The organism is Cellulophaga baltica (assembly GCF_018861125.1).
GTDB classification, from domain to species: Bacteria; Bacteroidota; Bacteroidia; order Flavobacteriales; family Flavobacteriaceae; genus Cellulophaga; species Cellulophaga baltica_A.
On record NZ_JAHKQN010000013.1, the window covers coordinates 726,648 to 739,194 of the forward strand.

The following is a 12,547-nucleotide window of genomic DNA, read 5'->3' on the forward strand; positions in this document are numbered from 1 at the left end:
TTTGTTTTATTCTTAACGAACTAAATTCTTCTTAATATTTTAGATATAAAGAATACTTCTGTGAATAGAAAAATACCCATAGGAACTAGCATTGAAACTCTATCTTGCTGAGCTATAGGAGTGTCTCCAAACATGGTGCTTTTAAATAGTATTGTAAAAAAAATTATTTTTAAAAAAAGTGTTGCTAAATAAATTAATCCCAATTGTTCTTTTAAAATATCTTCATGTACCAAATATGTGAATAGACAGCAAATACATAATGAAAATACATAATGATATAGGTAAACTTCACCTAACGGAAATGTAATATCATTATTTAAAATAAAAAAGTGAGTGTATTTACCCACTATAAATAATATTGTAAAAACAATAATATATTGAAGAATAGATTTTAACAAGGTGCTTAGTTATTTAAATTATTTGCCTGACGGATCATAGCATATGTGGCTACAAAAATAGCAATAAGTGTAATAACTATTTCTAAATAATTTGCTTCAAATTTTTTATCTAACCAAGCACCTAGCAAATTACCTAAGTAAATTGTTATTCCCATTTGAATACCAATACCTGATAGTTTTGCGGCTGTTTGTAAACCTTTGTTTGTTTTTTTAGGATGCTTTTGCGGTTCCATTTGAATGGGTTGCAGATTTATTTACTGGTTTACCACCGCCCATTGTACAAGCAGCATTAAAAGTTGCGCCAGGCTCTACTGCTAATTTTGATACAGAAACAACACCTTCAATTTTTGCTGAAGATTTTAATGATAATAAGTTTGTCACTAAAAGTTCACCGTTGAAGCTACCTTCAATATCAGCATTTACACATTCTACTTTACCGTGTATATAACCGTCTTTACCAATGACTACCTTACCAGATGTTTTTACGTTACCATCTAATTTACCATCAATTCTAAAATCTGCTTCTGATGTAATGTCACCTTTGATACGGGTGTTTTTTTCAATTCTGTTAGGCTGTCCTCCTATTTCTGGCATTCCTTTTTGTTTTTTATTGTCTGAAAACATGTGTTCTACGGTTTTGGGGTTGTGTCTCGATTTTTGTATTCTGTAATATTTTTATGAACCTGTATGATTTTATAGTTCGAAGATAAAATTACAAAATTCTTATATGGAACAAGGTAGTCTTTGTTATTTTTTATTAATTCAGCATAACCTAATGCAAATTCATCACTTTTAAAGCCATGAACAACTACAAATTTCTTTTCTACATTATAAACATCAATTGATACTGTATTTCTGTATTTTAAATCTACTATAGATTGTTCAAGCAATTCTTTTAAATCATTCATCTGCTTATCTTCATAAGAGTTGAATTCAAAAATTAATTTCCAATTCTCTGCTTTTTTTTCACTGTTAGGTTTTAAAAACTCATTTGGAGCTAATTTGGGTAATTGGTCAGCAATCATTGCTTTTGCTTTTTTACCTTCAGCATTGTTTGGGTAATTTAATGCCACATAGTTTAATGCTTCTTCAAAAGCTGTAAAGCCTTGAATTCGACCAATTGCATTTGCTTTAAGCATTTCTAATTTTGCAACAATTGGATCTCCTGTAAATTTATTTATGTTTTCTTCGGCACCAGTAATTACTTTTAAATATTCTTGATTGGTGTATTGTTTATACAAATCTGTATAAATAACTTCAGGGCTATTTGCATCACCTTCAAGAACAGCATAGGGGTTTAAAATAATTTCGGCATATCTCGAATCTGAATGATTTGTTAGTATATCATCTTTCATTTGTGCCATTAACGGGCTGCCAGTCTTTTCGTAAATTTTATATAAGTTATATTTTGAAGGTAATATTAAACGTTCCTCAGGATTAGAATTTAACACGGTTTCAAGTTTACCTGCTGCCAATAAATTTTCTTTAAATTTTTCTTTATAAATTAAACCTAATTGATAGTTAGCTAAGTTTTTTTCCATTTTTAAACTATCAATAACAGCAACATCTGTTGGTATTTGACTCATATAAAAATCTACATCATATTTTTGATCTTCTGGTATATCTAAAGTTCCTGAGTTTTTATCTGCACCTACAATTGCACCATCATCATTAAGATTGTTTTTGACCTTATTAGCCCATCTCCAATTGTCTTCTAAGGTACGATCACCCCAACGAGTTCTAAAATCAGTTCTACCATAACCAAGACTAGTAATATTGTAAAAATAGAACTTACCCTTATTTTGTTTTCCTGCTTTAGTTTGAGCAAAAGCATTGATTCCTCTATTTTGTCTTTCAATTTCTTTTTCGGCAGCAAGTGCATCTTTTTCTTTGAGCTTTGCTATGTAATCTCCGAAATATTCAAATTGTTTTTCTTTAGGTAACTTGTACAGGGTAATAACACTATCAGCGTATTGTACAATATCTTCATTGTATATAACATCTTCAAGATTGTCAAACTTCTTTTTTATAGCACGATATTTTTTTGTGTTTTCTGGTAAGTTTGTCAATGTACTGTCATAGTAAGCACCTGCTGTTTTGTATATTTTTTCTTCAAAATTGAATTCACCTAAATTCTCATAGTTTAAAGCATTCAATTGTTTTTTATTATTGGTTGCTCTAAGTGATTTGTTAAAGTAAGCAATGGCCAAACTATCAGATTCATTTTCTAAATGATAGTTGGCAATTTGTCTAAAAATAATATCTAAGTAAGGTCTGTTTTCTCTGTTTTCTTCTAATTCTGTCAAATACTCTAATAACTCTAATTTGTTTTCAGCAGTAATTGGAGTGTTATTAATTTTTTGTAGGTGAGCATTAATCATATACTCACGTGGAGACCTTCTATTCAATTCAATTACTTTATTGAAAGCAATATTAGCAGTGTCTTTAATACCAAGTTGATTGTATAATTGACCAATGATATAGTAATATCGTCCTTTTTCGGGATTTTTTTTAGTGTAAGCAGCGGCTATTTTTAATTGTTGAATAGCTGTATCAATAACTTTTAAATTAATATATGCTTGCCCCATCATTGCTCTGGTATCAGCATATTCTTGATCGCTTAACTCGTCATATTTTAATAGACTTTTGTAGTTTTTTATAGCAAGCTCTTCATTTTCAAGTCTTATATTAACTTTTTCACGCCAAATTCTAGCTTCATTTAATTTATCACTTGACGGGTATTTTCTTAAAATATAGTTGAAAGCTTCAAGTGCAGGTAAAAAACGTTGCCCAAAGTAACGTGTTTTACCTAATAGTAAAAAAGCCTCATCTGTTTGTGGATTACGCTCTTCATTATCAATATCCATACTGTGCTTTTGTATGGCCTTTGCCGCTTTTTCTTCGGCAATTTCAAATTTAGCATTTTTACTTTCAGATTCTAAAATTACTTCTTCACGAATCGTTAAGCGTTCAATAGGTAAAACTTCCCAATAATTATCTTGGTAACTCGCATTAAGTTCTTCTCTACCTTCTTCAAAAGCAATATTTCCATTATACAAAACATTAAATTTTGTATTAAGTGCGTGCCAATTGCGATTTATTAAGGCATCTTTTTTTGTAGAACAAGCATTAAATGCCATTCCTACAAATAATGCAGTTGTAATAAGTTTATACTGAAGCTTCAATTTTCTGTATTTATCTACTAACCTAAACTTAAAAACAGTTTGATTATTATGTAGTTCATCGACAAAATGCGCATTATTTTTTTATTAAAGCGAATCTAATAGATATAATTACTGATTTTTTACAAACCATACGGTCTGTTTTAAAGTTTGAGTACTATTCTCGGTGGTAAATAATACTTATAACCGATATTATTATATGCTAAGTCGATATAATAGGTTAGTTATACTTAAAAATAGAATTTGCGAACCAACTACCTAGTTGGTTTGCGAATTTTAGGAGCTTTTTTAAATTACACTAAAATTAATTTTTTTGAAATCAATCTTGAAACGAATTATCCAGCAAAAAAGACTTCTAATTCTTTTAATGTTTCAGTGGAGGTTTCAATATCTTTTACTATTTCACCTTTGTTCAAAACCACAATACGTTCACAAACTTCAGTTACGTGTATTAAATCGTGACTAGAAACTAATACAGTTACATTTTGGTTTGCTGCCAAATCTTTTATAATTTCCTTTAATCTAATTTGTGTTGTAGGGTCGAGATTTGCAAAAGGTTCATCTAATATAATTACTTCAGGATTACCAATAAATGAGGCAACGATTCCTGCTTTTTTCTGATTTCCTTTTGATAAGTCTCTTAAGTATTTACTCTGACCTAAAATTTCACCATGAAAAAAATCAGTAAAATTAGAGAGTAACGCATTTACATCTGCTTTGTTTTGGCCTCTTAATTCTCCAATAAAATAGAAGTATTCTTCCGCTGTTAAATAACCAATTAAAAATGTTTCATCAATAAACGCTGCGGTAAAAGGTTTCCAATCTTCACTAGTGTCAACTTGAACTCCGTTATTGTGAACCTGACCTGTTGTAGGTTCAATCAAATCAAGAAGTAAACTGAAAAATGTAGTTTTTCCGGCACCGTTATTCCCTACTAGCCCAAAACTTTGACCCTTTGGTATTTCAAGATTCTCTATATTTAAAACGGTTGTTTTGCCGTAGCTCTTTGTTATGTTTTTAGCAGTTATCATTTTTCGGGTATTTAAATAAAGTGACTGTTAGTTTTTAGTTGGCCTGTTTGTATGCAGCTATGGTTTTATATTTCTCTTTTTTATAAACTTGTTCAATTTTTTTAAACATATAGTTTTTAAAAGCAAAACCGATTATACCAGAAAAAGCTACAAATAGGTATCCAGCTGTTGGATTAATTAAATAATGACCTAATGCATAAATTATTAATGGCAACACAAGTTTTGGTAGTGTAAGTATCATTGTTTTTAAATTGAATGATTGTTTATCTCCGAAAGCTTTTTTAGAAGACGTTAAATCAATAGGTGTTTTGATAAATGCACCACCCAATAAAACTAAATAAGAATTTACACCAATATTGTAAATACCACCAACTATAATAGCTAAATAAGCGTCAATACCAAAATACAAATAGAAACTAGCTATAATTGTACTTACAAGAGTTGCAATTACTATTAAATACCATTTTGAGTCTAGGTATTCTTTATATTTTATATTCTGACTCATCAGTAGAGGGTAATATGAACTATCCCAACTTGGTACAAATTGTCCAAAGCTAAATAAGAAACCTCCACTAATAAAAATACCTGCAAAAATTTTCCATACAGGACCTTCGTAAACACTTATTGATTTTGAAAAAAATAGAAAACCATAAAATATAAAAGCAATGCTCATAATTACAGACATTTTAGAGCGCTTATTCCTTTTAATGAGTTTAATATCATTTTTTAAAAACGTTCCTAAATTCCCAAATCGATTTAACCAACTTAAGTCCTCAGATTTTGCAATATCTTGTTTCGTTTTTAAACCAGCATCTAAATACATGTTTCTTTTAAAAAAATGAAATGTTGCATAATATAAACTTATTGCAATGCTAATCATAATTAGTGCTGACCAAGGTATACTGTAAAAGGAATCAAAGACTATTGTGGTATATAATGTAATATCAAATACTTGAAAATATTGACAAAGCCCTAAAATTGCAAAAAGTACTATTGTAGTATAGAAAATATTGTCTTTATTATTAGCAAGAATATTTATGAAGTTGTTCGAATAAATAATTGCAATCATAGCTAAATGCCATGAAATAACTCCAAGAACACTATAGTCTTTTGTTATTAGTATTATTGAAAAAGGAATAAAAAAGAAAGCATGAGTCCAATTAAAAAATGATAGTATGGTTTTACCCAACGAGAAATGTACAACTTGATTTTTCTTAAATGGTAAATATAGTAAGGGTTTAATATTGGTTACAGGCATTTTTTGTAACATGTACCTAAAAAAGAGGTCGCCAACAATATAATAAACCACGTACTTGTTTATAATATCAAAAGGGTTCCCAATTTCAGCTTTTTCAATTATAAAATAAATACTAATTCCGGCACCAATAAAAATTGTAATAAGGTATAAAGCCATAAAAATGGTTAATATCTTTATAGCTAAATTACTTTTTAAGGATGCTGCTCTAAAAAATGATTTCCATTGAAGACTTATAAAGTGTTTGAGCATTTTGGCATTATTTAGTTTTATTTACTGCATATATTTTTGTGCTATTCCACCGACTTTCATACCCCAAGTTTGACCAATCATCATTGCTTTTTGAGTAATTAAATTTTGTTTCACACTTAATTTTTTTCCTAAATCTGTTTGGTAAAATTTATTCAACTCATCAATTTCACTTTCTGTAAATTCTTCAGCATATAAATCTGCTAATTGAACATAAATTTCATCTAATGTACCATTTGCCTCTGCAGTGTAAGCATCTTTTTTGTCAGCTGGAACTGCTGCACCTATTTGTGCGATTGCATCATCAAAAGCGCTAGTTGCACCAGAGGCCTTAATAAGGCTAATTGCTTTTACTTGTATAGTTGTCGTTTCTTGTGCTTGTAAAGTAATGGCTGTAAATAAAACGATTGCAAAAATTAGTTTTTTCATAATTGTGTTGTGTTATTTTTAATGTTAGTATTAGAAGTAAGTGAAACGTTACTAAGTGTTCATCATTTTGTATTCAGGATAAGTTTCTTCAAGTAGTTTTTCAGCTTTTTTAGGAATTTTAAATACCATCACATGAAAAAGTAATAAGGTAACTACTACGAAAAAACTTGTTACACCTAAAATGTATGTATTATTAAGGTTTAATTTGATGTTTAAAATATGAATAGGTATTAGAAATAAATTAGCTAAACCCATTTGAGTCAGTAATATTTCTTCGAATAACCATTTACGCTCTCTCTTCTTTAAATATCGATTTAACTTTATTAACTGAATATATATTGGAATTAAAAAGCATATAAATAACCCAATGAGGCAATAATGCCGAACGTTTAGTGAAATATTATTTAGTAAAGTGAAAAGAAAAAAAGTTAGAAAAGCTGTCAATATTATTTTAGGCAAAGAAAAATACTTTTTATAATACGTAAATATTATTTTCCAGTATTTTTTATTTAGAGCTTTCTTTCTTTTTTCAACAACATCTTGAAAACCAAAAACGCCAAATTTTTTAAACTCTATTTGAAGCGCACTTTCAAATGATAGGGCAGGTTTTTTTTCTAATGTTCTCTCAATTCCATTTGCTAAATGATCTACAAGCTCAGTTTGTAAATCAAAATGATAAACAAAGTGATCTCTAGTGAATGTATATAATTGTTTAATTTGATTATTGGTTAGTTTCATGCTGTCATATTTTTATACAGATCTGTATATTCAAGCTTGTATTTTTTTATAATTTGAATTATTATAATCATCATAGTAATGCTAAATGAAAAAGCCATAATGTTTAAATTCAAATTAGTTGTCTCTATTATATTTTTATAAAATGGATTATAAAAAAACTGGTGTATTTGCATAAAAGCTATGAGCACAAAACTTATTCTTTCTATTCCAGAAAAACGCTTATTTTTTCCTAATAATAAAGTTGTGATGTAATAATAAGAACCCAACCCAACCAAGCATATAAATGGAAAAAACTTTAAAACTAAAGAAATATCAAAATAAAATGAGGCTAATTTCAATATGATAAAACATAAAATTAAAATTAAAATTAAAATAGTTAATGGTTTACCTAATATTTTTAGAATTTGTAGTACTAATTTTTTATCTGTATTTCTTACTATCTTTTTGTATAGAATTAAATGCTTTTTCTTGTTGACTACCATATAACTTTTAAAAGCTTCATAAAAAGATAAGTTTTCATTTTTCATTTTATTTTCAACTTCAGAAGCTATATGGTCTAGCATTTCCATTCGAATATCAATAAAACTGATATCTGAATTTTTCAAATAAGTATCGATAAATATAATTTGATCTTTATCTAGCTTCATTCTTAGTTTTTTTAATTTATGCTCCAATCTGGGTTTACTAAATTTTGCATACTTCGTATAAACTCTTCAAGTTCAGCTAAACGATTTACTGTCTCCTTTTCTCCTTGCTCCGTAAGTTTATAATATTTGCGAAGCCTATTATCTACTTTAGCAACTTCAACATCTAAAAGTCCTTCAGCTTCTAATTTGTGTAAAGCAGGGTAGAGCGCGCCTTCAGTTATTTTTAATTCTCCCTTTGTAAGCAATTTTACTTTTTGCGTAATTTCATACCCATACATTTTTCCTTGCTCATCTAATAGTTTTAAAATGATGGTGTTTAAACTGCCCTTATATAACTTTGAATTGCTCATAATTTTTTACTTCTACTAAATCAAATATACCTAAAAATCTTATGCATAAGAAGTTTATGTATTACATTTTATTCCTAATCAGTTTTAAATCACTGGTCCTTTCCGTAATTTTGCTTAAAAATTATTAGATGAGCGATTTTCATTCTCTAAAAGTTAATGCAGTACAGCAATTAACTTCTAATGCAGTTGCAATTTCATTTGCAATTCCAGATACTTTAAAAGATGTTTTTGCTTTTAGTGCAGGACAATATATAACGATTAATAAGGAAATTGATGGTGTAACTTTGCGTAGAGCATATTCAATTTCTACAGTTCCTGGTTCAGGTAAAATTACAGTTGGTGTAAAAAAAGTTACTGATGGTACTTTTTCAGTTTATGCTAATAGCAAAATAAGAGTTGGTGATGTTTTAGAATTAATGCCACCAGAAGGCCGTTTTGTTTTTGAACCATCAAACACAGAAAAACATGTTGGTGCTTTTGTAGCAGGTAGTGGTATTACACCTGTAATGAGTATTGCTGAAACAGTTTTGAAAAGTCATTTAAATAGTACGTTTACCTTAGTTTACGGTAACCAAAGTGCTGATGAAACAATGTTTTTAAAAGAAATTGAAGCATTGCAAAAACAGTATGGCGATAGAATTTTTGTACAGCATGTGTTTAGTAGAGTAAATGAAGAAGGTTCTTTATTTGGAAGAATAGATGGTTCTACTGTAACTTATATAGTTAAAAATAAAAGGAAAGATATTGCTTTTGATGCGTTCTATTTATGTGGACCAGAAGAAATGATTGATTTAGTTTCTGAAAAGTTACAAGAAGCAGGTATTACCAAAGATAAAATACATTTTGAGTTGTTTACTACTTCAAACACTGTTGATACAATGGCAGAAGATTTGGATGGTAAAACTCAAGTTGCTGTTGTAGTAGATGATGAAAATTTCACTTTTGCAATGGATAAAAAGATGTTGATTTTAGATGCTGTTCTAAAAGAAAACATTGATGCACCTTACTCATGCCAAGGAGGTGTATGTAGTAGCTGTATTGCCAGAGTAACTGAAGGTAAAGCTGAAATGATTAAAAATCAGATTTTAACTGATGGAGAAATAGAAGAAGGGTTAATTTTAACTTGCCAAGCGCACCCAACGACAGCTACAATAAAAGTAGATTTTGATGATGTTTAAAATTGATTCATTATTGTAAAATAACAAGGGCTGTACTATTTATTTGGTACAGCTTTTTTTATATTTTGATTTTTTCAAAAACACGGCAAGCATTGTCATAACCAACAACAAAGGCTTTTTCAATTCCTTTTTTATCTAAAACTCCAATACGGTCTACAGCACTGTGTTCAAAAAGTAAATCGCATAAGTTCATTTTTTTTCTTGAAGAAGCATAAATCATTAAATTGGTAACTCTTGTGGCTAGTTTTATAGAGTTTTTAAGATCTTTTTTATCAATGTGATTAATGATTGATACATTACTACCAATAATATAATCAGCTTTGCTTTTCATGGGCTCTATTGGAAAATTATTCATAATACCACCATCAGCATACAAAAGATTATTTATTTCAACAGGACTAAAAACTGGAGGTAAAGCTGCTGATGCTAATAAAGGTCTAACTAATTCACCAGAATTAAAAAACTCTTCTTCCCCGTCTTGAAGATTTGTAGCTACTATATGTAATTCTCTCTTTAAAGACTCAAAAGTATCTAAAGGAAAGTAATTTTTAAAGATGGTAAAAAACTTATCAGTATCAATAAAACCAGCTTTTATTACTGTGAAAAAGTGGTAATGAAATATTGGGGTAGTTTTAAAAAAATTCAACATATCTTTAGCAGGTACATCATTTGCATAAAGTGCGGCTACAATAGCCCCCACACTACTGCCAGAAACAATGTTGGCTTCAATCTCAAATTCACGCATTGCTTTTATCAAACCTATGTGAGCCATTCCACGAACACCACCACCAGAAAGTACAAGGCCTATATTTTTAGAATTTGAAAGCGATGTATTCATAGTAGTAGGTTTTTTAAGGTTGATTGCGAATCAAATTTACTATAAATTAAAGTTTATTGGCACATATTTTTTAAACCGATTGGTTTGTGTTGAATTTTTCTTTTTACTAAATATTAAAAATTATGTTTTTTATCGGGTAAGCATTGTGTTTAAAGGAAATTTGTTTAAATCATTTTGTTGTCTTTACTTATGAAGTATAAAAAATTATTTTATTAATGTTTTATGTGCTTCATTTAGCAATTCTACTCGTTTTTCTAAGCCAATTTCAAGTGGTAATTGTGCTAAACCAATTATTCTTCTAATGATTTCTATAGCCGTAAATTTTTCTGCTAATTGATCATCTAATGAACATTTATCTTTATAAAGTTTTAATGCTTTTTTTACTATTTCATCTGATTGTTTTGCCATTTTTAAGTGGGCAATTGTTACACCAATTTCAAACTCTGCAAAACCGAAAAAGCAAAATTCTGGATCAATAATTTTTACTTCAGATTTTGTTTTTAGCCAGCTATTTGGGAAATAATCACCGTGTAATAATATATTTCCATCTTCAAGATAAAGTTTACCAAGTTCAAGCACATTGCTTTTTAATTTCTCATCTTGTTTTAAAAGCGTAGCATGTTTTTGTAAACCAGGCAAAATATCATCGAGATTTATACCATTATCGTCTAGATACGGATAAATAAAAATATGCTCATGATTAAGCTCACGCATCTTTCTATTAGTGATTTTTTTATCCGTTGTTTCTGTTGTAATACTTGTGTGTAATTTTGATATAAAATCAATAACAGTGTATAAATCTTCTTCAAGAATATATTTACCCTCTTCATATAGATTAGAATAGTCTTTTCCTGAACCTAAATCTTCCATTAGCATTACATTATTCTGCTTATCTAAATTCATAAGATTAGGCATCATTTCTTTAAGCTGAGGTACAGTTTGTATTAACTCATAAAATTCAGCTTCTCGCAAAGCACGTTCTGTTGGTGCTGCTACCTGAGGATATTTCTCTACATAATCACGACTTTGCTTTAAAATAAAAGATCTTTGATTGGTAATGACCCTTAATGTAAAGTTCATGTTGCCTTCTCCTGGTTTTTCAACCGATTTGATGCTTTCATTATTATTAAGCCATTTCTGTGCTTGTAAATATGTTGTAAGAGCAGCAATGTTGTTATTTAATTTTATCACTTTAATTCTTTTTATAGCTATCAATTAGTTTTTGATGGTAATCTGGTACTACATCAAAACAATATTTTACTGGTGTACCTTTATCAACGTCACATAGTAAATATTGTTTATAAACTTCCTTTTCATTTTCTTTTACAGTATCATCAATATGTAATTCTAAACGTGCTAATAATGGTTCAGAAATAATATCTTCTGGTGAAATTATATAATGACTTGCTAAAGCATCAAACGGATTAAAACCTGTTGCTCCTTGTGCTCTCCATTGTTCTAACCAAGGTTGAGAAGCTGTTGCTAACCATTCAGTAGCTTTATCAACTGTTTTCAATTTTTCCAGATCTTTTTGCTCTATCCATACCTTACTAGATACCTCAAAAGGACATAAAACAACAGGTATTTCATGATCTAATAAAATTTGAAAAGCATTATTGTCTAAATCAAAATTTAAATCTCTTGCTATTACACCTTTTGTTCCAATATTAAACTCGTCGTTTGGCGTTCTACGGCCGGCAACTAATACTACTTCTAGTATTTGTGATTTTAATTCAGGATACTTTAAAAGTAATAACCCGATATTGGTCGCAGGACCTATAGCTAAAATTACCATTTTATCTTTTTTTAACGCTTTTGCTAATGCTTCAACAGCATCATTAGTACTTACGTTAAAAATATCAATAGGTTGACTTGACCCTTTAAAAACTTGAATATTCCTTTTAATAAATTGTTTGTTAATATAATTTCCGATAGTAAAAGCATTGTCTACACTTGTATTACCAAAAACAGTACTTATGCCAATTATTTCAATATTAGGAGCATTTAAAAGTTGTAAGACAGCATAACCATCATCAACATCAGAAAACCCAGGGCGACCAATGTTTTTCATTCCAACGGCTAAATCTGCATCAATCCACACTTTTTTACCTTCATTCAACTTTGGCTCAGTTGTAACGATATCTGTTTTCATTTCTTCTGAAGAAATAACAGTTTTTTTATGTTTAGAATTACATGCTAGGAGCATTGTAGTTACTGATAATATACCGAAAAGTTTAATTTTTTTTATCATA

At 29.2% G+C, this 12,547-nt stretch carries 14 protein-coding genes; 1 reads left to right on the forward strand and 13 read right to left on the reverse strand.

What is annotated here, in order from left to right; all coding sequences use genetic code 11:
* Positions 1-20 precede the first annotated feature (20 nt).
* From KO500_RS05845 to KO500_RS05890, 10 genes are all read right to left on the reverse strand, one after another.
* A complete protein-coding gene (locus tag KO500_RS05845; protein ID WP_215955563.1) occupies positions 21-398 on the reverse strand; it encodes a DUF6168 family protein in 378 nt (125 codons plus the stop codon).
* A gap of 5 nt (positions 399-403) precedes the next feature.
* Positions 404-631, reverse strand: coding sequence for an AtpZ/AtpI family protein (locus KO500_RS05850; RefSeq protein ID WP_215955564.1), 228 nt, complete (start codon positions 629-631; stop codon positions 404-406).
* Complete coding sequence (locus KO500_RS05855) at positions 609-1,022, reverse strand: bactofilin family protein (RefSeq protein WP_215955565.1); 414 nt, start codon at positions 1,020-1,022, stop codon at positions 609-611. Before KO500_RS05855 ends, KO500_RS05850 begins: the two co-directional genes overlap by 23 nt.
* A 5-nt stretch (positions 1,023-1,027) precedes the next feature.
* Complete coding sequence (locus tag KO500_RS05860) at positions 1,028-3,583, reverse strand: tetratricopeptide repeat protein (protein WP_215955566.1); 2,556 nt, start codon at positions 3,581-3,583, stop codon at positions 1,028-1,030.
* Positions 3,584-3,915: 332 nt separating this feature from the next.
* Positions 3,916-4,611: an ABC transporter ATP-binding protein gene (locus KO500_RS05865; protein WP_215955567.1), complete on the reverse strand. Its 696-nt coding sequence runs from the start codon at positions 4,609-4,611 to the stop codon at positions 3,916-3,918.
* A gap of 34 nt (positions 4,612-4,645) precedes the next feature.
* Positions 4,646-6,118 (reverse strand): DUF5687 family protein, encoded by a 1,473-nt coding sequence (locus tag KO500_RS05870; RefSeq protein WP_215955568.1) that lies wholly within the window; start codon positions 6,116-6,118, stop codon positions 4,646-4,648.
* Between the two features lie 21 nt (positions 6,119-6,139).
* Positions 6,140-6,544, reverse strand: a complete 405-nt coding sequence (locus KO500_RS05875; RefSeq protein WP_215955569.1) for a DUF2059 domain-containing protein — start codon at positions 6,542-6,544, stop codon at positions 6,140-6,142.
* A gap of 51 nt (positions 6,545-6,595) precedes the next feature.
* Positions 6,596-7,282: a hypothetical protein gene (locus KO500_RS05880; protein WP_215955570.1), complete on the reverse strand. Its 687-nt coding sequence runs from the start codon at positions 7,280-7,282 to the stop codon at positions 6,596-6,598.
* Positions 7,279-7,929, reverse strand: a complete 651-nt coding sequence (locus tag KO500_RS05885) for a hypothetical protein (RefSeq protein ID WP_215955571.1) — start codon at positions 7,927-7,929, stop codon at positions 7,279-7,281. The genes KO500_RS05880 and KO500_RS05885 overlap by 4 nt, the downstream gene beginning before the upstream one ends.
* Positions 7,930-7,940: 11 nt before the next feature.
* A complete protein-coding gene (locus KO500_RS05890) occupies positions 7,941-8,279 on the reverse strand; it encodes a PadR family transcriptional regulator (RefSeq protein ID WP_215955572.1) in 339 nt (112 codons plus the stop codon).
* Between the two features lie 128 nt (positions 8,280-8,407).
* Here KO500_RS05890 and KO500_RS05895 point away from each other — a divergent pair, with 128 nt between their 5' ends.
* Positions 8,408-9,457 (forward strand): ferredoxin--NADP reductase, encoded by a 1,050-nt coding sequence (locus KO500_RS05895; RefSeq protein ID WP_215955573.1) that lies wholly within the window; start codon positions 8,408-8,410, stop codon positions 9,455-9,457.
* 58 nt (positions 9,458-9,515) lie between these two features.
* On the opposite strand, the gene KO500_RS05900 is transcribed toward KO500_RS05895, so the two are convergent.
* The 3 genes from KO500_RS05900 to KO500_RS05910 all read right to left on the reverse strand — a co-directional run bounded on the left by KO500_RS05900 (position 9,516) and on the right by KO500_RS05910 (position 12,546).
* On the reverse strand, positions 9,516-10,295 hold the full coding sequence (locus KO500_RS05900) for a patatin-like phospholipase family protein (RefSeq protein WP_215955574.1): 780 nt from the start codon (positions 10,293-10,295) through the stop codon (positions 9,516-9,518).
* Between the two features lie 204 nt (positions 10,296-10,499).
* The gene (locus KO500_RS05905; protein ID WP_215955575.1) at positions 10,500-11,486 is read right to left on the reverse strand and encodes a phosphotransferase; all 987 of its coding nucleotides are present in this window, start codon (positions 11,484-11,486) and stop codon (positions 10,500-10,502) included.
* Between the two features lies 1 nt (position 11,487).
* Entirely contained in the window at positions 11,488-12,546 is a 1,059-nt protein-coding gene (locus KO500_RS05910) for a nucleoside hydrolase (protein ID WP_215955576.1), read from the reverse strand.
* Position 12,547 lies beyond the last annotated feature (1 nt).